This is a genomic window from Streptomyces sp. NPDC107575 (genome assembly GCF_055657265.1).
Genome location: NZ_JBVKBG010000004.1, coordinates 606,650 through 629,215, shown reverse-complemented (window position 1 = coordinate 629,215; position 22,566 = coordinate 606,650). Strand labels below are relative to the sequence as shown.

Sequence of the window (22,566 nt, the reverse complement as noted above, 5' to 3'; positions counted from 1 at the left end):
CGGCTCCCGCAACCGCACCGCGACCTGTACAGCCGCTACGCGCGTAGATATGCTCCCCTCGTGACCATGCCCAGTTCTGCACCCGCACCCGCTCTCAGCGACGTCACCGCGTCCGACAGCACGCTGCGCCGCTTCCTGCACGGGTTGCCCGGCGTCGACGCGGTCGGCCTGGAGGCGCGCGCCGCTTCGCTCGGGACCCGTTCCATCAAGACCACGGCGAAGGCGTACGCCATCGACCTGGCCATCTCGATGATCGACCTGACGACCCTGGAAGGCGCCGACACCCCGGGCAAGGTCCGGGCCCTCGGCGCCAAGGCGGTCAACCCGGACCCCACCGACCGCGGCACGCCGCGCACGGCGGCGGTCTGCGTCTACCCCGACATGGTGGCCACCGCGAAGGCCGCCGTCGCCGGCACGGACGTGAAGGTCGCCTCCGTCGCGACCGCGTTCCCGGCCGGCCGCGCGGCCCTCGAGGTCAAGCTCGGGGACGTACGGGAGGCCGTGGCCGCGGGGGCGGACGAGATCGACATGGTCATCGATCGCGGCGCCTTCCTCGCCGGCAAGTACATGAAGGTCTACGAGGAGATCCGCGCGGTCAAGGAGGCCTCCGGCGCCGCCCGCCTCAAGGTCATCTTCGAGACCGGCGAGCTCTCGACGTACGACAACATCCGGCGCGCTAGCTGGATCGGCATGCTGGCCGGGGCCGACTTCATCAAGACATCGACGGGCAAGGTCGGTGTCAACGCCACGCCGGCGAACACCCTCCTCATGCTCGAAGCCGTCCGCGACTTCCGCGCCGCGACCGGGGTACAGGTCGGCGTGAAGCCCGCGGGCGGCATCCGCACCTCCAAGGACGCCGTCAAGTTCCTGGTCATCGTGAACGAGACCGCGGGCGAGGACTGGCTCGACAACCACTGGTTCCGCTTCGGCGCCTCCAGCCTCCTGAACGACCTGCTGATGCAGCGTCAGAAGCTGGCGACAGGCCGCTACTCCGGTCCCGACTACGTGACGGTGGACTGATCACCCATGGCATCTGTATTTGAGTACGCTCCGGCGCCCGAGTCCCGCTCCGTCGTCGACATCGCGCCCTCCTACGGGCTCTTCATCGACGGCGAGTTCACCGACGCCGCCGACGGCAAGGTCTTCAAGACCGTCTCCCCCGCCACCGAGGAGGTCCTCTCCGAGGTCGCGCAGGCCGGTGAGGCCGATGTCGAGCGTGCCGTGAAGGCGGCCCGCAAGGCGTTCGAGAAGTGGTCCGCACTACCGGGCGCCGAGCGCGGCAAGTACCTGTTCCGCATCGCCCGCATCATCCAGGAGCGCAGCCGCGAGCTGGCCGTCCTGGAGACGCTGGACAACGGCAAGCCGATCAAGGAGACCCGCGACGCGGACCTCCCGCTCGTCGCCGCGCACTTCTTCTACTACGCGGGCTGGGCCGACAAGCTCGACCACGCCGGGTTCGGCCCCGCGCCGAAGCCGCTGGGCGTCGCCGGGCAGGTCATCCCGTGGAACTTCCCGCTGCTCATGCTGGCGTGGAAGATCGCCCCGGCGCTCGCGACCGGCAACACGGTGGTCCTGAAGCCCGCCGAGACGACCCCGCTGTCCGCGCTGTTCTTCGCGGACATCTGCCGCCAGGCGGGCCTGCCGAAGGGCGTCGTCAACATCCTTCCCGGGTACGGGGATTCGGGCGCGGCGCTCGTCGCCCACCCCGACGTGAACAAGGTCGCCTTCACCGGCTCCACGGCCGTCGGCAAGGAGATCGCCCGCACCGTCGCCGGCACGGACAAGAAACTGACGCTCGAACTCGGCGGCAAGGGCGCGAACATCGTCTTCGACGACGCCCCGATCGACCAGGCCGTCGAGGGCATCGTCACCGGCATCTTCTTCAACCAGGGCCAGGTCTGCTGCGCGGGCTCCCGCCTCCTGGTCCAGGAGTCGATCCAGGACGAGCTGCTCGACAGCCTGAAGCGCCGCCTGTCGACGCTGCGCCTCGGCGACCCGCTCGACAAGAACACCGACATCGGCGCCATCAACTCCGCCGAGCAGCTCGCGCGCATCACCGCGCTCACCGAGCAGGGCGAGGCCGAGGGCGCCGAGCGCTGGAGCGCGCCCTGCGAACTCCCCTCCTCCGGCTACTGGTTCGCGCCGACGCTCTTCACGAACGTCACGCAGGCGCACACCGTCGCCCGCGACGAGATCTTCGGCCCGGTGCTGTCCGTCCTCACCTTCCGCACGCCGGACGAGGCCGTCGCCAAGGCCAACAACTCGCAGTACGGCCTCTCGGCCGGCATCTGGACGGAGAAGGGCTCGCGCATCCTCGCGGTCGCGAACAAGCTCCGCGCCGGGGTCGTCTGGGCCAACACGTTCAACAAGTTCGACCCGACCTCGCCGTTCGGCGGGTACAAGGAGTCGGGCTTCGGCCGCGAGGGTGGCCGCCACGGTCTGGAGGCCTACCTCGATGTCTGATCAGAACCGCCTGAGCGTCTTCAAGACCTACAAGCTGTACGTCGGCGGGAAGTTCCCGCGTTCCGAGAGCGGCCGGGTGTACGAAGTGACCGATCGCAAGACCGGCGAGTGGCTGGCCAACGCCCCGCTGTCGTCCCGCAAGGACGCCCGTGACGCCGTGGTCGCCGCCCGCAAGGCCTTCGGCGGCTGGCAGGGTGCGACGGCGTACAACCGCGGTCAGGTCCTGTACCGCGTCGCCGAGATGCTGGAGGGCCGCCGCGAGCAGTTCGCGCGCGAGGTCGCCGAGGCGGAGGGCCTGAGCAAGTCGAAGGCCGCGGCCGTCGTGGACGCCGCGATCGACCGCTGGGTCTGGTACGCGGGCTGGACCGACAAGATCGGCCAGGTCGTCGGCGGGGCGAACCCGGTGGCGGGCCCGTTCTTCAACCTTTCGACGCCCGAGCCGACCGGTGTCGTCGCGGTCGTGGCGCCGCAGCTGTCGTCGTTCCTCGGCCTGGTCTCGATGATCGCCCCGGTGATCGCGTCCGGCAACACGGTCGTCGTGATCACCAGCGAGAAGTCCCCGCTGCCCGCGCTCTCCCTCGGCGAGGTGCTCGCGACCTCGGACGTGCCGGGCGGCGTCGTGAACATCCTGTCCGGCAAGGCGTCGGAGATCGCCCCGTCGCTCGCCGCGCACCAGGACGTGAACGGCATCGACCTCACGGGCGCCGACACCGATCTGGCCAAGGAGCTGGAGATCGCCGCCGCGGACAACCTGAAGCGCGTCCGCCGTCCACAGCCTGTGGAGGACTTCGCGTCGGACCCGGGCACGGACCGCCTGACGTACTTCCTGGAGACCAAGACGGTCTGGCACCCGACGGGTTCGCTGGGCGCGTCCGGCTCCGCGTACTAGCCCACCCTCGTACGAGGGCGGACAGTGGCCCCGGCTCCTCCGCCGTCCAGGAGGAGCCGGGGCCACTGTCATGCGCCGGGTCAGCCCGGCAGCACCTTCGTCGCGGGGCCCACCACGGGCAGCTCCTCCAGCGACGCCCCGGAGGCGATGGGCCCGGTGACCGCGGCCGTGCTGACCGGCACGAAGTCCGCGACCTGCGTGCCGATCGAGTTGTCCAGCGGGTCGACGCCCGTATTGGCCAGCGGGTCGAGCGGCAGCTTCTTCAGCGTGCCGAGACCGTTCGACGTCGCCGAGTCGAGCGCCGTCGATACGCCGCCGACCGCCGCGTCGACGTTCTCGTCACCGGTCTGCGTCTGCGGCAGCGGGATCGGCGCCGCGCTCGCGGAGGCGCCCCCCGCTGCGACGACCGCGCCCGCCGCGGACACGGTGAGTCCGACGCGCATCAGGGTGCGCCGCACGGAGGAAGTGGGTTTGTGGTCTGCGTGTCGTGCCATGGTGTTCCGCCCGAAACCTTTCGCCTGTGTAATCATGTGCGTACACAGGGTAGTTGGCGTGGTGCGCGCCACAACGGCACCACGCGGGGCGGCGACAGGGTCGCCATGCCGCACACTGGTGTCTCGTGAGTTCGCATCCTCCGATACCGACGCGGGTCGTCCTGCTCTGTGGCCCCTCGGGCTCCGGCAAGTCGTCGTTCGCGGCCCGCTCCGGGCTGCCCGTCCTGTGCCTCGACGACTTCTACAAGGAGGCGGGGGACCCCACGCTGCCGCTGGTGGAGGGCACTTCGGACATCGACTGGGACTCGCCGCTGTCCTGGGACGCCGAGGTCGCGGTCGCCGCGATCGTGGCGCTGTGCGCGAAGGGCCGCACGAGCGTTCCCGTCTACGACATCTCCGTCAGCGCGCGGGTGGGCGAGGAGACGCTGGACATCGAGCGCACGCCGCTGTTCATCGCGGAGGGCATCTTCGCGGCGGACATCGTGGAGCGCTGCCGGGAGTTGGGCGTGCTCGCCGACGCGCTGTGCCTGCGCGGCCGCCCGTCGACGACGTTCCGCCGCCGGTTGCTGCGCGACCTCAAGGAGGGCCGCAAGTCGGTGCCGTTCCTGTTGCGGCGCGGCTGGCGTCTGATGCGTACGGAGCGGGTCATCGTGTCCCGTCAGGTCGCGCTCGGCGCGCACGCGTGCGGCAAGGAGGAGGCGCTGGGGCGGGTGGCGGCGGCCGCGGCGGGGCGGTGTGTGAAGGCGCGGACTCTTGGGCCGCAGCGTGGTTGACGCCTCGGGGCTCTGCTCCGGACCCCGCTGCTCAATCGCCGCAGGGGCTTATAAGCACGGAACGGGACCGGAAAGACCCCCCGGCCTTCCGGTCCCGCCCGATCCCCCCTACTGCTCCCCCGTACTTCCCCCGTGCTGAAACCCCGCTCCCCCGAACAGGGCCCCGTTCCCCCCGGCCTTCAGGCGACGAGCTCGCCGAAGGACTCCTCCTGGTCACGACCGAAGCTCAGCACCTCGTCCTCGCGCAGTCGCCGCAGCGAGCGCCAGATGCTGGACTTCACCGTGCCCACGCTGATGTCGAGGATCTCCGCGATCTCCGGGTCCGTGCGGCCCTCGTAGTAACGAAGGACCAGCATGGTGCGCTGGAGTTCGGGCAGCCGGGCCAGCGCCTGCCACAGGACCGCGCGCAGCTCCGTGCCGCGCATCGCGTCCGTGTCGCCGGCCGTCTCCGGCAGCTCCTCGGTCGGGTACTCGTTCAGCTTGCGGCGGCGCCACGCGCTGATGTGCAGGTTCGTCATGGTGCGGCGGAGGTAGCCCCCGACCGCGGCCTTGTCACTGATCCGGTCCCAGGCCCGGTACGTCGAGAACAGCGCGCTCTGCAGCAGGTCCTCGGCCTCGAACCGGTCGCCGGTCAGGTGGTAGGCGGTTGCGTACAGGGAGGCGCGGCGCTCCTGGACGTAGGCCGTGAACTCGGCCTCCGACAAGGACGTCCGGCGCTGCTCCCCCGAGTCCCCCCTGTACGCGGCTCCCCCGTGGCCCCCCTCGGTGACCGCTTCCCGTGCGTCAACCACCGTCATGAGACCGGTGTGCTGACGCCCGGTGCCGCGAGCGCACCCCCGCCCGCTCACGGCACCGGACTTCTCGTGACGCTCGGAAACCACTCGGCCCATGTCGTGCAGACGCGTGACAACCGCGCTTGAGTTGGTGCTGTGCAGCGTGTTCATCTCGCGCCCCCCGTCGTGGAGTACCGAATACTTCTGCGTCGTCGTCGCGGTGCTTCTTCGCGATGACCAAAAGCTTGCCGGTCCGAGTTCATGACGGTGTCCGTCGACTGTCACAGGCCTGTCACAGCGGCTCCCGTAATAGGGAGCGGACGTGGAGGAAGCGCCCCCGCCGGGCCCGTTCCGTCCCGCTTCCCCGCACCTGACGCGCACACTCGGTCGAACTGAAGGCCTCTGATGGGCCAGAATGGCGCTTGTGCCTTCCCTGTTGCTGATCGAGGACGACGACGCCATCCGTACGGCCCTGGAGCTGTCACTTACGCGCCAGGGCCACCGGGTCGCCACCGCTGCCACCGGAGAGGACGGTCTGAAGCTGCTGCGTGAGCAGCGGCCCGATCTGATCGTCCTCGATGTCATGCTGCCCGGCATCGACGGTTTCGAGGTGTGCCGCCGCATCCGGCGCACGGACCAACTGCCGATCATCCTGCTGACCGCGCGCAGCGACGACATCGACGTCGTGGTGGGCCTCGAGTCCGGCGCCGACGACTATGTCGTGAAGCCGGTGCAGGGGCGGGTGCTCGACGCGCGGATCCGGGCCGTGCTGCGGCGCGGCGAGCGGGAGGCCAACGATGCCGCGACGTTCGGCTCGTTGGTGATCGACCGCGCCGCGATGACGGTGACGAAGAACGGCGAGGACCTCCAGCTGACGCCGACCGAGCTGCGCCTGCTGCTCGAGCTGAGCAGGCGGCCCGGACAGGCGCTGTCCCGGCAGCAGTTGCTGCGCCTGGTGTGGGAGCACGACTACCTCGGTGACTCGCGGCTCGTCGACGCGTGTGTGCAGCGGCTGCGCGCGAAGGTCGAGGACGTGCCGTCGTCGCCGACCCTGATCCGTACGGTGCGCGGGGTGGGCTACCGGCTGGACACGCCTCAGTGACGAAGCCGCACGACAAGCTCCGGGGCGCGGCAGCGGCCAAGAAGACCCTCCTCGCCGGCCTGCGCTTCACCAGCCTCCGGCTGCGCCTGGTCGTCGTGTTCGCGCTCGTGGCCCTGACGGCGGCGGTGTCCGCGTCGGGGATCGCGTACTGGCTCAATCGCGAGGCCGTGCTCACGCGCACACAGGACTCGGCGCTCAGCGACTTCAAGCAGGAGATGCAGAACCGGGCGGCGGCGCTGCCCGAGGAGCCCACGCAGGGCGAGTTGCAGCACGCGGCGAACCTGATGGCGGGCAGCAGCCAGCACTTCAGCGTGATGCTCATGGCGAAGGACGAGAACGGCCGCAGGGTCGTGGGCAATTCGGACCTGGACGCGTTCACCGTCGCCGACGTGCCGAAGTCGCTGCGGGCCGCGGTCACCAAGAAGCAGCCGATCAACGGCGGCAACAAGCACGCGTACCACCTGTACTGGCAGCGGATCACGCAGGACGACACCCCGTACCTGGTCGGCGGCGCCACCGTCGACGACGGGCCGACCGGCTACATGCTCAAGTCCCTGGAGCCGGAGGCCAAGGACCTCAGCTCGCTCGCCTGGTCGCTCGGCATCGCCACCGCGCTCGCCCTCATCGGCTCCGCGCTGCTCGCGCAGGCCGCCGCGACGACGGTGCTCAAGCCCGTGCACCGGCTCGGCGTCGCCGCGCGCCGCCTCGGCGAGGGCAAGCTCGACACCCGGCTGCGCGTCTCCGGCACGGACGAGCTCGCGGAGCTGTCCCGTACGTTCAACAAGACGGCGGAGAACCTGGAGAAGAAGGTCGCGGACATGAGTTCCCGCGACGAGTCCTCGCGCCGCTTCGTCGCCGACATGTCGCACGAGCTGCGCACGCCGCTGACCGCGATCACCGCGGTGACGGAGGTCCTGGAGGAGGAGCTCGACGCCGAGACCGGCTCCGTCGACCCCATGATCGAACCGGCCGTACGGCTCGTGGTCAGCGAGACCCGGCGCCTGAACGACCTCGTCGAGAACCTCATGGAGGTCACCCGCTTCGACGCGGGCAGCGCCAAGCTCGTCCTCGACGACGTCGACCTCGCCGACCAGATCACCGCCTGCATCGACGCCCGCGCCTGGCTGGACGCCGTCGAGCTCGACGCCGAGCGCGGCATCCACGCCCGCCTCGACCCGCGCCGCCTCGACGTGATCCTCGCGAACCTGATCGGCAACGCGCTCAAGCACGGCGGGTCCCCCGTGCGCGTCTCGGTGCGGGTGGAGGGCGACGACATCGTCATCGCCGTGCGCGACCACGGTCCCGGCATCCCCGATGACGTCCTGCCGCACGTCTTCGACCGATTCTTCAAGGCGAGCGCCTCGCGGCCCCGCTCGGAGGGCAGCGGCCTCGGCCTCTCCATCGCCATGGAGAACGCCCGGATCCACGGGGGCCGGATCGGCGCCGCCAACTCCCCCGAAGGAGGTGCCGTGTTCACGCTGCACCTGCCGCGGGACGCGGGGCCCCTCGCCTCCGCCACGGAGGAGGACGCCAGGGAAGCGCGGGAAGGCGGTGCCGCGAAGTGACGCGACGGGTACGCCCCTTGGCGCTCATCGGCCTCGCCTCGCTGCTGCTCGCGGGGTGCGGGATCCGTCCCACGGAGGTGCCGACGGACTTCGGCGCCGCTCCCACACGCGTGGGCTGTTCCCTGTCGGGCTCGGACAAGGTGGAGGCGCAGGCGGGCGGCGAGTTCCCGGTGCAGGTCTATCTGGTCTGTACGTCGCAGCTGGTCACGGTCGACCGGACCATCACGCTGGAGCGCGGCCAGTCCTCCGACCGGGTCGTGGTGGCCCGTGAGCTCCTGGCGCAGCTGGCCGCGGCCCCGTCCGCCGAGGAGAAGTCGGCGGGGTACACGACGGACGTCCGCTCCGGCCTCAGGGTCTCGGGCCCGCGCGAGGGCGATCCCGCGGACGCGCTCCGCCTGAACTCCCCGCCGGACGACCTGTCCCCGTACGCCCTGGCCCAGGTCATCTGCACGTTCGCGACCAGCGAGGTCACGGCGGAGGACGACGAGCACGTGATCCTCGGCGGCCCGGACGCCGACCCGCCCCGCGAGTACACCTGCTCGGAGGCCCTGAAGGCCCGCCCGGGCCTGATCCCCGCTCCGACGAAGACCCTGAACTGACGAACGCCCGGGGCCCCGGCGCGACGGCGCAGGAACCTCGGCGCAACGTCGGCGGAACCTCGGCGGAACCGATCCTCCCGCGCCCGGCGTCTAGGGGTGCGTGCAGCGCCATCGCTCGGGCGGCCACAGGGCCGCCGTCCGTTTCCGTGCGGCAGGGATCGTCCTGCTCGCCGCGCATCTCGTCTTCGTTGCCTGGTTCACGCTGCGCCCCCTGGATGTGCCCTGGGTCAGCGCGGCGAACCTGCATCCCCTGGCCGGCATCCGCTCCGACCTCGCGCTCGGCTGGCGCGAGGCCGCGCTGCGGCTCGGCGAGGGTCTCGCGCTGCTGGCCCCGCTCGGCGTGCTGCTGCCCGTCGCGGGCGGCCGCCTGTACGTTTCGCTGTGGGGTTCGCTTGTGCGCACGGTCGCGGTCGCCGCGCTGATCTCGCTCGGCATCGAACTGCTGCAGACCGGGGTGCCGGGTCAGGTCGTGGACGTCGACTCGCTGCTCCTGAACACGGTGGGCGTCGCACTCGCCCATCTCCTCGTGGTGCCCGTCCTGCGCTCCCGGCTCCGCCGCAGGACCGACGGCGAGCCCCTCCCCCCGCAGGAGCCGGCTCAGGGTCCGACCCCGACGATTCCCAGGGTCGGCATCGCTCCGTGAGCTGACGTTTTGCCGGGTCGATCGCCGTACATTCGAAGACGTAAGCACCACACACCGAAGACATACGGTTCGCGAAGGAGCCCACCATGACCGCCCTTGCCCGCCCCACCAACGGACGGATGATCGGCGGAGTGTGCGCAGCGCTGGCACGGCGCTTCGGCACCTCCGCGAGCACGATGCGCGTGATCTTCGTGGTCTCGTGTCTGCTGCCGGGCCCGCAGTTCCTGCTCTACATCGCGCTGTGGATCCTGTTCCCGAGTGAGAACAAGGTCCGCCAGGCCTGGTGACGTCCGTGCGCACCCACGCCGAAGGGGCGCGCCCGCGAGATCGCGGGTGCGCCCCTTCGGCGTGTGCGGTGGGTCGGGTCAGCTGAGGCCGCCGACCGGCAGGCCGCCGAGCAGCCCGGAGACGGCGTCGCCGCCGTCGGCGGGCAGGGCCGTCTTGGTGGCCTGGTCGACGACCGGGGCGGCGGTGTGCAGGCCGTTGTCGACCGCGGTCTGGGCGCCGCCCAGGGACTCGGCGCCGGGGAGCGTCGACGTCACGTTCTCGAGCGGGAGGGCGGAGGTCACGGAACCGACGGCGTCGGTGGCGTCGGGGACGGCCGGGGCAGCGTTCGCGGCACCGGCGCCGGCGGCGGCGAAGGCGGCTCCGAGAGCGGCGACACCGAGGGTCTTGACAGCAGACTGCTTCATTGTGAAATGCGTCCTCTTGACGATGACGGGGGAATGAGCGGTCCACGACCGTAAACATTCCTTCGCTGCGCCCGCAAACAGCGAACCGCCGGGAAAACCGGCCGGGAACAAACGTTCCCGGCCGCGTCAGCACCTCCCCGAAAACCCCTATTCGTCGACAGAACCGCTGGTGGAAGCGGTCTGCCGGAACAGCCATTCGGATTTCAGCTCGGCATATCCGGGCTTGATGACGTCATTGATCATCGCCAGTCGTTCATCGAAAGGAATGAATGCTGACTTCATCGCATTGACAGAAAACCACTGCATGTCGTCGAGCGTGTAACCGAATGCGTCGACCAGGTGCTCGAACTCGCGGCTCATCGAGGTACCGGACATGAGGCGGTTGTCGGTGTTGACCGTGGCCCTGAAGTGCAGCTTTCGCAGCAGCCCGATGGGGTGCTCCCCGTACGAGCTCGCGGCGCCGGTCTGCAGGTTCGACGAGGGGCACATCTCCAGCGGGATCCGCTTGTCGCGCACGTACGAGGCGAGGCGGCCGAGCTGTACGCCGCCGTCCGCCTCCACCTTGATGTCGTCGATGATGCGCACGCCGTGCCCGAGCCGGTCCGCGCCGCACCACTGCAGGGCCTGCCAGATGGACGGCAGGCCGAAGGCCTCGCCCGCGTGGATCGTGAAGTGGTTGTTCTCCCGCTTGAGGTACTCGAAGGCGTCGAGGTGGCGGGTGGGCGGGAAGCCGGCCTCTGCGCCCGCGATGTCGAAGCCGACGACGCCCAGGTCCCGGTAACGGTTGGCGAGTTCGGCGATCTCCAGGGCGCGGGCCGCGTGCCGCATCGCCGTGAGCAGGGCGCCGACACGGATGCGGTGCCCGTTCTCCTTCGCGCGCCGCTCGCCCTCCCTGAAGCCCTCGTTGACCGCCTCGACGACCTCTTCGAGGGTGAGCCCCTGTTCCAGGTGCTGCTCGGGGGCGTAGCGGATCTCGGCGTAGACGACGCCGTCCTCGGCGAGGTCCTCGGCGCACTCGGCGGCGACCCGGACCAGCGACTCGCGCGTCTGCATGACGGCGCAGGTGTGGCTGAACGTCTCCAAGTACCGCTCCAGGGAACCGGAGTCGGCCGCTTCGCGGAACCAGACGCCGAGCTTGTCGGGGTCGGTCTCCGGCAGGTTCTCGTACCCCTGCTCGCGCGCCAGGTCGACGATCGTGCCGGGCCTGAGGCCGCCGTCGAGGTGGTCGTGCAGGAGCACCTTGGGGGCGCGCCGGATCTGCTCGGCGGTCGGCACCCGGGGGCTGTTGGGGTTCGCGGTGATCGGGCTCGTCATTTCCGCACTCTAACTCCTACGCGCGTAGATCGCTGCGGTTCGTTGTCGGTTCGTTGCGCGCGGTGAACGACATGATCCGTCGATACGCAACAGTGACCCGACCACCGGCGTCGCCCGCCGGGCTTCTGACACTGTGCTGTCATGCAGCAGCGAGCGACGCAGGGCCGCGAGGCGCGGCTTGCCAGGGCGGCCGGGCCGGTGCCGGGGGCGGTGGGCGGCGTGGTGCTGCTGCTCCCCGCGGGCGAGGAGACGTCGACCCGCAGACCCTCGCCCGTGGACCGGGCGGCGCTGCGTCCGCTCGCGCGCCGCCTCACGCGCGCGGGGCGCGAGGCGGGCCTGGTCGCGCACGTCGTGCAGTACCGGTGCCGCGGCTGGAACGAGACGCAGGCCGAACTCGCGCGCGACGCCCGGTGGGCCGCCGACGAGGTCGTGCGCCGCTACGGGGACGTACCGATCTGCCTCGCCGGTATCGACATGGGCGCCCGGGCGGCGCTGCACGCGGCCGACCACGACGCCGTCAACTCGGTTCTGGCGCTGGCCCCTTGGCTGCCGGAGGACGATGTGGCCGCGCCCCTGGAGCCGGTCAGGCAGCTCGCGGGCCGCCGGGTCCTCATCGTGCACGGCACCGACGACCGGCGCACGGACCCGGAGTTGTCCTTCCGGCTCGCGGGCCGTGCGAAGAAGACGAACCGTGACGTGTGCCGGTTCGAGGTGCACTCGGACGGGCACGGGCTGGCGCAGCATCGGTTCGAAGTCGCCTCGCTGGCCGTGGACTTCGCGATGGGCGCGCTGTTCGGGCGGCCGTTCTCGCGGCCGCTGCGGGATGCGTTTGCGGCGCCGCCGCCGTTGGGGTTGCGGATGCCGTTGGCCTCCGGCTTCGGGCGGACGCTCTAGTGGGGCGCCGGGTGTGAGTGTGGCGCTGGACCGGGGGTGCGGTCGCGGGGCTCTGCCCCGGGCCCCGCGCCTCAATCGCCGGCGGGGCTTGAATTGCGCACCTCAATCGCCGACAGTGCCTGAATTGGCGGCGCTTGAGGTGTTGTGCTCCGGCAGGAGTTTGCCCCTGCGCGACAGCAGGAATCGCTTGAAGGCCGCTACGGGTGGGGTGTCCGGGTGGCCGTCCAGCCAGGCGACGCCGATCTCGCGGACCGCCCGCTGGCCCGTCACCGCCAGTTCCACGACTCCCGGGCGCGGCACGGTCGGGGGTGGCAGGAGTGCGACACCGAGCCCGGCCGCGACGAAGCCGCGCAGCGTTTCCGCCTCCTCGCCCTCGAACGCGATCCGGGGCGTGAACCCGGCCTCCGCGCACAGGTCGTCGCAGATGCGGCGCAGCCCGTAGCCCGGTTCGAGGGTGACGAAGGTTTCCTCGGCCGCCTCCGACAGGCGGATGCGCTTGCGGGCGGCGAGGCGGTGGTGGTCGGGGACGACGAGGCGCAGGCGCTGCTCGTCGAGGCGGCGCGCGACCAGGCCCGGCGCGTCCGGGACGGGCGAGGTGAGACACAGGTCCAGCTCCCCCGCGCGCAGCCGCTCCAGCATCGCCTCCCCGTAGTTCTGCACGAGGCTGAAGCGGATGCGGGGGTGTTCGGCGCGGAAGGCGCGGATCAGGCCGGGCACCGTCTCCGTACCCATGGTGTGCAGGAAGCCGAAGGCGACCTTGCCGGACTCGGGGTCGGCGTCGGCACGCACCGACTCGACCGCCTTCTCGATCTCGCCGAGCGCGCGCTCCACCGAGCCGAGGAACGTACGGCCCGCGGGCGTCAGCGACACCGTGCGGCCGTGCCGGGCGAACAGCTCGACGCCCAGGTCGCGTTCGAGGCGGACCAGGGCGCGGGAGAGCGTGGACTGCGGCACGTTCATCTCCTGCGCCGCGCGCGTGACGTGCTCGGTGCGGGCGGCCCCGGCGAAGTGGGCGAGGCGCGGGGCGAGGAGCGTGACGATGTCTTCCGTGTCACCAATGGGTGACAGGCGCTGCTCCGACCTCTGCTCATGCTGCATGGGAACGATTATGGCCTCTTCATGCATTGGACGCATGAATGCAGGTGAGCCTACGTTCAGGGCATGTCACCTGCCAGTAGCCAGGCGGCCGCTCCCACCGCCGCGGTCGCCGACCCCCAGCCCACCGCCGACACCCGGCTGACGCCCGGCGGCCCCGGCTACCGCCGCATGAGCTTCGCCCTGTTCCTCGCCGGAGTCGCCACCTTCGCGCTCCTCTACTCGACGCAGGCCCTGCTCCCCCTCATCTCCGACGACTACGGCGCGAGCGCCAGCGCGGCGGCCTGGACGGTCTCCGCCTCGACCTTCGCGCTCGCGGTGTGCGTGCTGCCGCTGAGCGCCCTGTCCGAGCGGTTCGGGCGGCGCACGGTGATGACCGCCTCGCTGACGGTGGCGGTCGCGGTGGGCCTCCTGGTTCCCTTCGCGCCCTCGCTCGGCGCGCTGATCACGCTGCGCGCGCTGCAGGGCGCCGCCCTGGCCGGTCTTCCCGCGTCCGCGATGGCGTATCTCGCGGAGGAGGTACGGCCGAAGGCGCTGGTCGCGGCCATCGGACTGTTCGTCGCCGGCAACTCCATCGGCGGCATGAGCGGCCGGATCATCGGCGGCTGGCTGGCGCAGGCCTGGGGCTGGCGGGTGGCCGTCGGGGTGATCGGCGTGATCGCGGTGGCGTGCGCCGTCGCGTTCCGGATGCTGCTGCCGACTCCGCGCCACTTCACGCCGGGGTCGCTGCGCCCGCGCGCCCTCGCCGCCACGGTCGGCAGCCACCTCGCGAACCCGCTGCTGCGCCGCCTGTACCTGATCGGCGCGCTGTTCATGATGGTGTTCGGCGGGGTCTACACGGTGATCGGCTACCGGCTGTCCGCGGCGCCCTTCTCGCTCCCGCAGGGCGTCGTCGGCTCGATCTTCATCGTCTACCTGGTGGGGACGGTCTCGTCGGCCGCCGCGGGCCGCCTCGTCACGCGGCTCGGGCGGCGCGGCACGCTGTACCTGGCGGCGGGCACGACCATGGCGGGGCTGCTCCTCGCCCTCGTGCCGAACATCGTCCTCGTCCTGCTGGGCCTGGTGCTGATCACGGCGGGCTTCTTCGCGGGGCACGCCACGGCCTCGTCGTCCGTGAGCCACACCGCCACGCACGGGCGGGCGCAGGCCTCCGCGCTCTACCAGACCATGTACTACGTGGGGTCGAGCGTCGGCTCTGCCGTCGGCGCGGTCGCCTTCCACGCGGCGGGCTGGTCGGGGACGGTGGGCCTCGGCTTCCTCGCGGTGCTCGGCGTCGTGGCGATCACTGTGTGGGGCACGTACGCGGCCCGGACGCGTCCGGCGATCTGAACAACCGCCCCTGGCGTTCCGACGGCCCCCTCTTGACCTGGGCTTTTTCCAGGTCGGGGGGCCGTTGTCAGTGGGCTGCGGTAGCTTTCGTCGTGCTGGAACTCACAGCGGCGATGGGGGCGTTGAAATGAGTGACACCGCGACAAAGGCAGGTCTCGACGACCTGGAGAAGCACCGGGTCGAGCTGACCGGGTACTGCTACCGGATGCTGGGCTCGGCGTTCGAGGCCGAGGACGCCGTGCAAGACACGATGGTCCGGGCCTGGCGCAGCTTCGACAAGTTCGAGGGCCGCTCGTCGCTGCGCTCGTGGCTGTACCGCATCGCGACGAACGTGTGCCTGGACTCGCTGAACGCGGGGAACAAGCGGGCCCGCCCGATGGACCTGACGGCGGCGGCGCCGCTCGCCCAGGCCGCGCTCAACCCCCGTCCCGACAATGTGTGGCTCGAACCGATTCCGGACGCCCGCGTGCTGCCCACGGTGCACGATCCGGCGGAGGCGGCCGTGGCCCGGGAGTCGGTGCGGCTCGCGTTCATCGCCGCGCTGCAGCAGCTGCCGCCGAAGCAGCGGGCGGTGCTGATCCTGCGCGAGGTCCTGGCGTGGAAGGCCCAGGAGGTCGCGGACCTGCTGGACACCTCGGTGGCGTCGGTGAACAGCGCGCTGCAGCGGGCGCGGGCGACGCTGGCGGAGGCCCCGCCCGCGGACTCCGCGACGGCGAATCCGCTCGACGAGGAGCAGCAGAAGCTCCTGGAGCGCTACATCGCGGCGTTCGAGGGCTACGACATGAAGGCCCTCACCGAGCTGCTCGCCGAGGACGCCATCATGACGATGCCGCCGTTCGACCTGTGGCTGCGCGGCCCCGAGGACATCACGGGCTTCATGACGACGATCGGCGCGTCCTGCGCGGGCTCGCGCCTGCTGCCGGTGGTGTCGAACGGGACGCCGGCGTTCGCCCACTACAAGCCGGACCCGGACAAGGGAGGCTTCACGCCCTGGGCGATCCAGGTCATCGAGTTCTCAGCGGGGCGGATCGCGGGGTATCACTGCTTCCTCGACACGCAGCGCTGGTTCCCGCTGTTCGGTGTCCCGGACCATCTCGACGCCTGACTCCTCGGCGGCGGCCGCTCCCAGCACCGCGGCCATCCCCGCGAGTTCGAGGAGTACGGCGAGTCCCGCGGGCGGGTCGCGGAGCACCATCCGTGACCCGGCGCGGCGGGCGGAGAGCTGCATCCGGGCAAGCGCGTCGAGGGTCGGGAGATCGGCGGTGGTCACGCCGGAGACGTCGCAGGTCACGGCGTGGGCGCCGGGCAGGGCTGCGCGCAGGCGTTCGCACAGCCGGGGCGCGTCGCCGGAGCGGATGGGCCCGGCGAGCACCACGACGGGCGAGGACTCGGGAGAGAGCGAGGAATCGGCCACGTACGAATGACCGTGCGGCGGTGCGGAATTCATCGGTCCCGTCCGGAGACTGATGCGTGGGCTGGATCACGTTGATTCGGATAGTGGATCAACGTTGACCGGCGATCCGCTCACGACGGAGTCTTGACGTGTGCAGGGGGTACTCAACGGTTTCGCGGTCATCGCGATCGTCATCGCGGTCGGCTACGTCATCGGGCGGCGCGGCCACTTGGGCGCCGAGGGCCGCGAGGTCCTCACGAAGCTGACGTTCCATGTGGCGACGCCCGCGCTGCTGTTCACGATGCTGGCCAAGGCGGACCTGGCGGTGATCCTCTCGCCGAGCCTGCTCGTCACCGCGCTGTCCACGGCGGCGATGGCCGGCCTGTTCATCGCGGCGGGTGTCATCCGCGGGTGGGGCGCGGGCCGGACCACGATCGGCGCGCTGTGCTCCAGCTATGTGAACTCGGGGAATCTGGGCATCCCGATCGCGGTGTACGTCCTCGGGGACGCCTCGCTCGTCGCCCCGGTGCTGCTCTTCCAGCAGCTCGTGGTGACGCCGGTGGCGCTGACGGTGCTCGACCTGACGGGGGCGTCGGCGACCGGTGCGGAGCGGCTCTCGTGGGCGCAGCGGCTGCTGACCCCGTTCCGGAACCCGATCGCGATCGGCTCGCTGTGCGGGGTGCTGGTGTCGGCGACGGGGTGGACGGTGCCGTCACCGATCTTCGACCCGCTGGAACTGATCGCGAACATGTCGGTGCCCGCGATCCTCATCGCGTTCGGGATATCGCTGTGCGGGAGTTCCTGGCCGGGCGGCCGGGGCGCGGACCGCGTGCCGGTGCTGCTCTCGACGGTGCTGAAGGCCGTCGGCCAGCCGGTGGTGGCGTGGGCGCTCGCGTCCTTCGTGTTCGGGCTGCACGGGGCGCGGCTGCTCGACGTCGTGGTGACGTCGGCGCTTCCGGCGGCCCAGAACATCTTCACGTACGCGAGCCACTACCGGGTGGGCGAGCGCCTGGCGCGGGAGTCGATCCTGCTGTCGACGATGGCGTCGGTGCCGGCGCTGGTCGTGGTGGCGGCGTTGTTGGGGTGACCGTCAGTCGTTCAGGGGAAGCGCGTTGGTGTCGAGGGTGACGTCGAAGGGGGCGGGCAGGGCGAGTTCCTCGCCGTACTCGACGGAGGCCAGCACGCGGTACGTGCCGTTGTCCGGTTCCCCGTAGAGGGTGGCCGTCGGGCGGCCGGAGTGCCACGGGTCGAGCAGCAGATAGAGCGGGACTCCCGCCTTCGCGTAGCCGTGGGCCTTCTTGACGCGGTCGTGGTTGGCGTTGCTCTGCGAGGTGATCTCGACGACCAGTTCGGCCTCCGCCGCCTGGACGCGCCTGCGCTCACGGAGCGCGGCACGGGGGACGACGCAGAGGTCGGGGATGTAGAGCCCGGCGGCGTCGGCAGCCACCAGGCCCAGGGTCTGGTAGATCCCGCAGTCCTTGGGCCGGACGGGCCAGAGGACTTCGGTGACCAGCTCGGCGGCGTCGTTGTGTGCTTCGGAAGGCGGCGGTGCCAAGGTGACGATCCCCTCGATGATCTCCACCTTGCAGCCCTCGGGGGCGTCCGTGTCCTCCCAGACACGGACGATCTCGTCCCAGTCCGACCCCTTGGCGGGCTCGGGCTCGACGGCGAGTGCGCTCATGGCGGTGCTCCTATCGGTCGTCACCGATACCAGCATGCCGAACGAGACCGGCACAGGTCCACCGGTCCCGTTCACCCGAAGGAGGAAACCGCAGGTCAGGCGATACGTTCCAGCAGAATGGGGCGCGCCGTGAAGTCCGTGCCGGCGGGGGCGATGTCGTACGCGCCCTCCAGTGCTTCGAGCGCGTACGCGAAGCGGTCGGGCGTGTCCGTGTGCAGCGTCATGAGCACCTGCCCCGCGAAGACGGAGTCCCCCGGCTTGGCGTGGAGTTCGACGCCCGCCGCCGCCTGCACCGGGTCCTCCTTGCGGGAGCGGCCCGCGCCGAGGCGCCAGGCGGCGAGGCCCACGCCCATCGCGTCGAGGCGGGTGAGCACGCCGGACTCCGCCGCCGTCACCACGTGCGTCTCGCGGGCCGTCGGCAGGGCCGCGTCCGGGTCGCCGCCCTGTGCCGCGATCATCCGTCGCCACGCGTCCATCGCGCGGCCGTCGGCGAGCGCCTTCGCCGGGTCGGCGTCCTTCAGGCCCGCCGCGTCGAGCATCTCGCGGGCGAGGGCGAGGGTCAGCTCGACGACGTCGGCGGGGCCGCCGCCCGCCAACACCTCGACGGATTCCCGGACTTCGAGCGCGTTGCCCGCGGTGAGGCCCAGCGGGGTGTTCATGTCGGTAACGAGGGCGACCGTCGGAAGGCCGTGGTCGGCGCCCAACCCGACCATCGTGCGGGCCAGTTCGCGGGCCGGGCCGATCTCCTTCATGAAGGCCCCCGAGCCGACCTTCACGTCGAGGACCAGTGAGCCCGTGCCCTCCGCGATCTTCTTCGACATGATCGAGGAGGCGATCAGCGGGATGCACTCCACGGTGGCCGTCACGTCGCGCAGCGCGTACAGCTTCTTGTCGGCGGGGGCGAGGCCGCTGCCCGGCGCGCAGACGACCGCGCCGACGTCCTCGAGGGTGCGCATCATCTCGTCGTTGGTGATGTTCGCGCGCCAGCCGGGGATCGCCTCCAGCTTGTCGAGCGTGCCGCCGGTGTGGCCGAGACCGCGCCCCGACAGCTGCGGCACGGCCGCGCCGCAGGCCGCGACGAGGGGCGCGAGCGGCAGCGTGATCTTGTCGCCGACGCCGCCCGTGGAGTGCTTGTCGGCGGTGGGGCGGGACAGGGCCGAGAAGTCCATCCGGTCACCGGAGTCGATCATCGCGGCGGTCCACCGGGCGATCTCCGCGCGGTCCATCCCGTTCAGGAAGATCGCCATGGCCAGGGCGGACATCTGCTCGTCGGCGACGTCGCCGCGCGTATAGGCGTCCACGACCCAGTCGATCTGCGCGTCGGAGAGCCGCCCGCGGTCCCGCTTCGTACGGATGACGGAGATGACGTCCATGGCAGATCCTCCAACGGTTCAGGGCGGGCGTGACGCGCTCTCTGGCACGCCGACTCTACGCGCATAGACGGCTCGCGTGAAGGCGATGTCACATTCGGCCGGACCCGACCGTCATCCACTTCGGAACGCAATCCGGAACGCCGTCCAGAACGCCGGCACCGCCACCGAGGAGGGTCCATGTCCACCGACCAGGCCGCCGCCAACAAGGTACTGTTCGCCCGCTTCCACGACGCCATGAACTCCGGCGACGCGGAGGTCTTCGCCAAGGCCGTCGACCAACTCGTCGCCCCCGACGTCCTGTTCCACTCCCCGACCCCGACCGGGATGACCGGCGCGCAGGCCCTGAAGCAGGTGTGGGTGGTGCTGCTGCGCGCCTACCCGGATCTGCACGTCGCCGTCCAGGACGTGATCGCCGAGGACGACAAGGTCGTCATCAGGAACCGGGTGACCGGCACGCACCGGGGCGAGTTCCACGGGATCGCCGCGACCGGGAACGCCGTCGCGTACGACGAGATGTTCGTCTTCCGGTTCGACGGCGAGCGCATCGTGGAGATCTGGGGGGTCGTCGACGCCCTCGCGCAGCTGCGCCAGCTCGGCGCCTGGAAGTAGCCGACGAGGCTCTCGTCGGCCGCGCGCGCGACGGCAAAAGGGCCGTCTCTCCGACCGGATCGGAACCGGGTCGGGAAGACGGCCCTCAAGAGGGTTCACGGGCAGGTCAGTTGAGGTGCTCCGGTCCGAAGGCGTCCGGCAGCATCTCGCCCAGCGTCCGTACGCCCGACGCCGTCTCCAGGAGCAGCTCACGCCCCCCGAACTCGTACAGGAGCTGACGGCAGCGGCCGCACGGCATCAGCAGGTCGCCCTTGCCGTCCACGCACGTGAAGTGGGTGAGGCGGCCGCCACCCGTCGCCGCCAGTTCCGACACGAGGCCGCACTCCGCGCACAGGCCGAGGCCGTACGAGGCGTTCTCGACGTTGCAGCCGGAGACCGTGCGGCCGTCGTCCACCAGGGCCGCCGCGCCGACCGGGAATCCCGAGTACGGGGCGTACGCGCGGGACATGGCCTCGCGAGCCGCCGCTCTCAGGTGGTCCCAGTCGACCGTCACGTGCCTTGCCCCTTCCGGTACGGCTTGCCGTTCGCCTTCGGCATGCGCAGGCGCTGTGCCGAGAGTGCCAGGACGAGCATCGTCAGGACGTACGGCATGGCCGTGGCGACCTGGCTCGGTACCGAATCGGTGGAGGAGTACCAGAAGAAGAGCAGGACCGAGACGGCCAGGGTGACTACCGCGCCCACGTACTTCTTCTTCCAGATCAGCCAGGCCACCGCGAGGAGCGCGAGGAGCGCGATCAGCAGGAGCAGCGCGTGCGTGTTCTCGGTGCCGCCGCGCACCTTGAGGGTGTCGCTGTAGCCGAACAGGCCCGCGCCCAGGGCGAGTCCGCCCGGCATCCAGTTGCCGAAGATCATCGCGGCGAGGCCGATGTAGCCGCGGCCGCCCGTCTGGCCCTCCAGGTAGTAGTTGGAGGACACCATCGACAGGAACGCGCCGCCGAGGCCCGCGAGGGCGCCGGAGACGATCACGGCCACGTACTTGTACTTGATGACGTTGACGCCGAGGGACTCGGCCGCGACCGGGTTCTCGCCGCAGGACCGCAGCCGCAGGCCGAACGAGGTGCGCCACAGGATCCACCAGGAAGCGGGGACCAGGAGCACCGCGATGAGCGTCAGCCAGGACACGCCCGTCATGACGCCGCCGAGCAGGCCCGCGACGTCCGAGATCAGGAACCAGCCCTGCTTGTTGAGGTCGGCGAGGGCGTCCGCGAGGCCGGGGACCGTGAACTCTCCGAGCGAGGGCACCGCGGGCGACTGGCGGGAGGTGGCGCCCTCCATCCCGTCGTACATCAGGACGGACAGGTAGCGGGTGGCGCCGAGGGCGAGGATGTTGATGGCCACACCGGAGACGATGTGGTTGACGTTGAAGGTGACCGTGGCGAGGGCGTGCACCAGGCCGCCGAGCGCACCGCCGATCAACGCGGCGATCACGCCGACCCAGGGACCCCACTGGTAGCCGGCCCAGGCGCCGAACCAGGTGCCGAGGATCAGCATGCCTTCGAGGCCGATGTTGACGACGCCCGCGCGCTCCGCCCACAGACCGCCGAGGCCCGCCATGCCGATGGGTACGGCGAGTTGGAGCGCGGTCGACATCTGGCTGACGGAGGTCAGGCCGTTGGCGTCGGTGATCAGGCGGACCGCGGAGACCAGGCAGAGCAGGCCCGCGATGACCAGGAGCAGGACCGGGAGGCTGAGTTTCCGCCGCGCCGTCGGCGCCGCGGGCTTGTCGAGAACGGGAGCCGTACTCATCGGGCGGCCACCTCCGGCTTCTTGTCGTTGTTGTCGGAGGCGGTGAGCACATGGCCCGCGGCGAGTTCGGCGCCGACGCGCTGCTGCTGGCGGCGGGTGCCCCAGACGCGGACGGCCTCGTAGGAGACGACGACGGCGATCACGATGAGGCCCTGCATGATCGTGGCGATCTCGGAGCTGTAGCCCTGGAGGTCCAGCGGGTCGGCCGCGTTGAACAGCCAGGACAGGAGCAGCGAGGCCAGCGCCATGCCGACCGGGCTGTTGCGGCCGAGCAGCGCCACCGTGATGGCGTTGAAGCCGAGCGCGGCCGGGAACGAGTCGGAGAAGGTGTGCGTCGAGCCCAGCAGCGTCGGCAGACCGGCGAGGCCCGCGACCGCGCCCGACAGGAGCATCGCCGTGAGGACCATCTTCTTCGCCGAGACGCCGGAGGCCGCGGCCGCGGTGTCGGAGGCGCCGGAGGCCCGCAGGTCGAAGCCGAAGCGGGTGCGGTTGAGCATCACCCAGTAGACGACACCAAGCGCGATCGCGACGAAGACGAAGCCGTAGATGGTGCCGACGGCGTCGCCCAGGCTGATGCCGGGGAACCAGCCCGCCTTGTCCATCTCGCCGGTGGTGCGGTTGTTGCCGACGGCGACGCCGAAGGCGTCCTCCAGGGTGAGGTACGCGATGACGGAGGCCGCGATCGAGTTCAGCATGATCGTGGAGACGACCTCGCTGACGCCGCGGGTCACCTTGAGGATGCCCGCGATGCCGGACCAGATCGCGCCGGTCACGGCCGCCGACAGGATGAGCAGCGGGATCTGGAGGAAGGCCGGGAACGCGATGTGCGCGCCGACGATGGCGGCGACACAGGCGGCGAGCCGGTACTGGCCCTCGACGCCGATGTTGAAGAGGTTCATCCGGAAGCCGATGGCCACCGCGAGCGCGCCGACGTAGAGGCCGGCGGCGTCATTGATGATGAGCACCTGGACGTCGGAGAACGTCGCCTGCTCGAACATGATCGAGAACGGTTCGATCGGGTTCTCGCCGGACGCCGCGAGCACGATCGCGGTCAGGGCGAACGCCACGACCAGGGCGATGACCGGTCCTGCGACGGCGAGCAGGATCCTCTCGGAATCCCAGCGCTTGCTGATGTTCAT

Annotated in this window: 25 protein-coding genes; 14 read left to right on the top strand and 11 right to left on the bottom strand. The window is 70.8% G+C overall.

The features are described 5' to 3' along the window. Window positions 1-66 precede the first annotated feature (66 nt). The 3 genes from deoC to ACZ7L4_RS22525 are packed head-to-tail and all read left to right on the top strand — an operon-like array spanning window position 67 to window position 3,352. Window positions 67-1,020 (top strand): deoxyribose-phosphate aldolase, encoded by a 954-nt coding sequence (gene deoC, locus ACZ7L4_RS22535; RefSeq protein WP_472104946.1) that lies wholly within the window; start codon window positions 67-69, stop codon window positions 1,018-1,020. 6 nt (window positions 1,021-1,026) lie between these two features. After that, window positions 1,027-2,463: an aldehyde dehydrogenase family protein gene (locus ACZ7L4_RS22530; protein WP_472104945.1), complete on the top strand. Its 1,437-nt coding sequence runs from the start codon at window positions 1,027-1,029 to the stop codon at window positions 2,461-2,463. After that, on the top strand, window positions 2,456-3,352 hold the full coding sequence (locus ACZ7L4_RS22525; protein ID WP_472104943.1) for an aldehyde dehydrogenase family protein: 897 nt from the start codon (window positions 2,456-2,458) through the stop codon (window positions 3,350-3,352). Before ACZ7L4_RS22530 ends, ACZ7L4_RS22525 begins: the two co-directional genes overlap by 8 nt. A gap of 80 nt (window positions 3,353-3,432) precedes the next feature. Here the strand turns inward: ACZ7L4_RS22525 and ACZ7L4_RS22520 are convergent, their stop codons facing one another. Continuing rightward, the gene (locus tag ACZ7L4_RS22520) at window positions 3,433-3,846 is read right to left on the bottom strand and encodes a hypothetical protein (RefSeq protein ID WP_450817142.1); all 414 of its coding nucleotides are present in this window, start codon (window positions 3,844-3,846) and stop codon (window positions 3,433-3,435) included. 125 nt (window positions 3,847-3,971) lie between these two features. Here ACZ7L4_RS22520 and ACZ7L4_RS22515 point away from each other — a divergent pair, with 125 nt between their 5' ends. Beyond that, window positions 3,972-4,619 (top strand): uridine kinase family protein, encoded by a 648-nt coding sequence (locus ACZ7L4_RS22515; RefSeq protein WP_472104941.1) that lies wholly within the window; start codon window positions 3,972-3,974, stop codon window positions 4,617-4,619. Between the two features lie 179 nt (window positions 4,620-4,798). Here the strand turns inward: ACZ7L4_RS22515 and ACZ7L4_RS22510 are convergent, their stop codons facing one another. Next, the gene (locus ACZ7L4_RS22510) at window positions 4,799-5,563 is read right to left on the bottom strand and encodes a SigE family RNA polymerase sigma factor (RefSeq protein WP_472104939.1); all 765 of its coding nucleotides are present in this window, start codon (window positions 5,561-5,563) and stop codon (window positions 4,799-4,801) included. Window positions 5,564-5,816: 253 nt separating this feature from the next. Here ACZ7L4_RS22510 and afsQ1 point away from each other — a divergent pair, with 253 nt between their 5' ends. The 5 genes from afsQ1 (at window position 5,817) to ACZ7L4_RS22485 (ending at window position 9,588) form a co-directional block, all read left to right on the top strand. After that, window positions 5,817-6,494, top strand: coding sequence for a two-component system response regulator AfsQ1 (afsQ1, locus tag ACZ7L4_RS22505; protein WP_013001223.1), 678 nt, complete (start codon window positions 5,817-5,819; stop codon window positions 6,492-6,494). Then, complete coding sequence (locus ACZ7L4_RS22500; protein WP_472104937.1) at window positions 6,491-8,059, top strand: ATP-binding protein; 1,569 nt, start codon at window positions 6,491-6,493, stop codon at window positions 8,057-8,059. The genes afsQ1 and ACZ7L4_RS22500 overlap by 4 nt, the downstream gene beginning before the upstream one ends. Further along, window positions 8,056-8,658: a hypothetical protein gene (locus ACZ7L4_RS22495; RefSeq protein ID WP_472104935.1), complete on the top strand. Its 603-nt coding sequence runs from the start codon at window positions 8,056-8,058 to the stop codon at window positions 8,656-8,658. The genes ACZ7L4_RS22500 and ACZ7L4_RS22495 overlap by 4 nt, the downstream gene beginning before the upstream one ends. A gap of 100 nt (window positions 8,659-8,758) precedes the next feature. Then, entirely contained in the window at window positions 8,759-9,301 is a 543-nt protein-coding gene (locus ACZ7L4_RS22490) for a VanZ family protein (RefSeq protein ID WP_472104933.1), read from the top strand. Window positions 9,302-9,387: 86 nt separating this feature from the next. Next, window positions 9,388-9,588 carry a PspC domain-containing protein gene (locus tag ACZ7L4_RS22485; protein ID WP_422409200.1) on the top strand — a complete coding sequence of 67 codons (201 nt, stop codon included), beginning with the start codon at window positions 9,388-9,390 and terminating at the stop codon, window positions 9,586-9,588. 78 nt (window positions 9,589-9,666) lie between these two features. Here ACZ7L4_RS22485 and ACZ7L4_RS22480 read toward each other — a convergent pair whose 3' ends face one another. Together ACZ7L4_RS22480 and ACZ7L4_RS22475 are read right to left on the bottom strand one after the other, a co-directional pair. Then, complete coding sequence (locus tag ACZ7L4_RS22480) at window positions 9,667-9,993, bottom strand: ATP-binding protein (protein WP_472104931.1); 327 nt, start codon at window positions 9,991-9,993, stop codon at window positions 9,667-9,669. Window positions 9,994-10,140: 147 nt separating this feature from the next. Then, window positions 10,141-11,307 (bottom strand): adenosine deaminase, encoded by a 1,167-nt coding sequence (locus ACZ7L4_RS22475; protein ID WP_472104929.1) that lies wholly within the window; start codon window positions 11,305-11,307, stop codon window positions 10,141-10,143. Window positions 11,308-11,448: 141 nt separating this feature from the next. Between ACZ7L4_RS22475 and ACZ7L4_RS22470 the strand changes: the two genes are divergently transcribed. After that, window positions 11,449-12,201, top strand: a complete 753-nt coding sequence (locus ACZ7L4_RS22470) for an alpha/beta hydrolase (RefSeq protein ID WP_472104927.1) — start codon at window positions 11,449-11,451, stop codon at window positions 12,199-12,201. 102 nt (window positions 12,202-12,303) lie between these two features. On the opposite strand, the gene ACZ7L4_RS22465 is transcribed toward ACZ7L4_RS22470, so the two are convergent. Next, entirely contained in the window at window positions 12,304-13,299 is a 996-nt protein-coding gene (locus tag ACZ7L4_RS22465) for a LysR family transcriptional regulator (protein ID WP_472104925.1), read from the bottom strand. Window positions 13,300-13,362: 63 nt separating this feature from the next. On the opposite strand from ACZ7L4_RS22465, the gene ACZ7L4_RS22460 reads away from it, so the two are divergent. Next, window positions 13,363-14,625, top strand: a complete 1,263-nt coding sequence (locus ACZ7L4_RS22460) for an MFS transporter (protein ID WP_472104923.1) — start codon at window positions 13,363-13,365, stop codon at window positions 14,623-14,625. A gap of 127 nt (window positions 14,626-14,752) precedes the next feature. Beyond that, window positions 14,753-15,730 carry a sigma-70 family RNA polymerase sigma factor gene (locus ACZ7L4_RS22455; RefSeq protein ID WP_472104921.1) on the top strand — a complete coding sequence of 326 codons (978 nt, stop codon included), beginning with the start codon at window positions 14,753-14,755 and terminating at the stop codon, window positions 15,728-15,730. On the opposite strand, the gene ACZ7L4_RS22450 is transcribed toward ACZ7L4_RS22455, so the two are convergent. Further along, window positions 15,641-16,039, bottom strand: coding sequence for an STAS domain-containing protein (locus tag ACZ7L4_RS22450; protein WP_472104919.1), 399 nt, complete (start codon window positions 16,037-16,039; stop codon window positions 15,641-15,643). The genes ACZ7L4_RS22455 and ACZ7L4_RS22450 overlap by 90 nt on opposite strands. A gap of 130 nt (window positions 16,040-16,169) precedes the next feature. Between ACZ7L4_RS22450 and ACZ7L4_RS22445 the strand changes: the two genes are divergently transcribed. Then, complete coding sequence (locus ACZ7L4_RS22445) at window positions 16,170-17,105, top strand: AEC family transporter (protein WP_472104917.1); 936 nt, start codon at window positions 16,170-16,172, stop codon at window positions 17,103-17,105. A 3-nt stretch (window positions 17,106-17,108) separates the two neighbouring features. On the opposite strand, the gene ACZ7L4_RS22440 is transcribed toward ACZ7L4_RS22445, so the two are convergent. Then, window positions 17,109-17,699, bottom strand: coding sequence for a Uma2 family endonuclease (locus ACZ7L4_RS22440; protein ID WP_472104915.1), 591 nt, complete (start codon window positions 17,697-17,699; stop codon window positions 17,109-17,111). Between the two features lie 95 nt (window positions 17,700-17,794). Next, window positions 17,795-19,072 (bottom strand): thymidine phosphorylase, encoded by a 1,278-nt coding sequence (locus tag ACZ7L4_RS22435; RefSeq protein ID WP_472104913.1) that lies wholly within the window; start codon window positions 19,070-19,072, stop codon window positions 17,795-17,797. Between the two features lie 177 nt (window positions 19,073-19,249). On the opposite strand from ACZ7L4_RS22435, the gene ACZ7L4_RS22430 reads away from it, so the two are divergent. Further along, window positions 19,250-19,681, top strand: a complete 432-nt coding sequence (locus tag ACZ7L4_RS22430; RefSeq protein WP_472104911.1) for an ester cyclase — start codon at window positions 19,250-19,252, stop codon at window positions 19,679-19,681. Window positions 19,682-19,787: 106 nt separating this feature from the next. Here ACZ7L4_RS22430 and ACZ7L4_RS22425 read toward each other — a convergent pair whose 3' ends face one another. Genes ACZ7L4_RS22425 through ACZ7L4_RS22415 form a run of 3 tightly spaced genes read right to left on the bottom strand, consistent with a single transcriptional unit; the run spans window position 19,788 to window position 22,566 of the window. Beyond that, window positions 19,788-20,174: a cytidine deaminase gene (locus tag ACZ7L4_RS22425; RefSeq protein ID WP_472104909.1), complete on the bottom strand. Its 387-nt coding sequence runs from the start codon at window positions 20,172-20,174 to the stop codon at window positions 19,788-19,790. Next, window positions 20,171-21,427 carry an ABC transporter permease gene (locus ACZ7L4_RS22420; protein ID WP_472104907.1) on the bottom strand — a complete coding sequence of 419 codons (1,257 nt, stop codon included), beginning with the start codon at window positions 21,425-21,427 and terminating at the stop codon, window positions 20,171-20,173. Before ACZ7L4_RS22420 ends, ACZ7L4_RS22425 begins: the two co-directional genes overlap by 4 nt. Next, the gene (locus ACZ7L4_RS22415) at window positions 21,424-22,566 is read right to left on the bottom strand and encodes an ABC transporter permease (RefSeq protein WP_472104905.1); all 1,143 of its coding nucleotides are present in this window, start codon (window positions 22,564-22,566) and stop codon (window positions 21,424-21,426) included. The genes ACZ7L4_RS22420 and ACZ7L4_RS22415 overlap by 4 nt, the downstream gene beginning before the upstream one ends.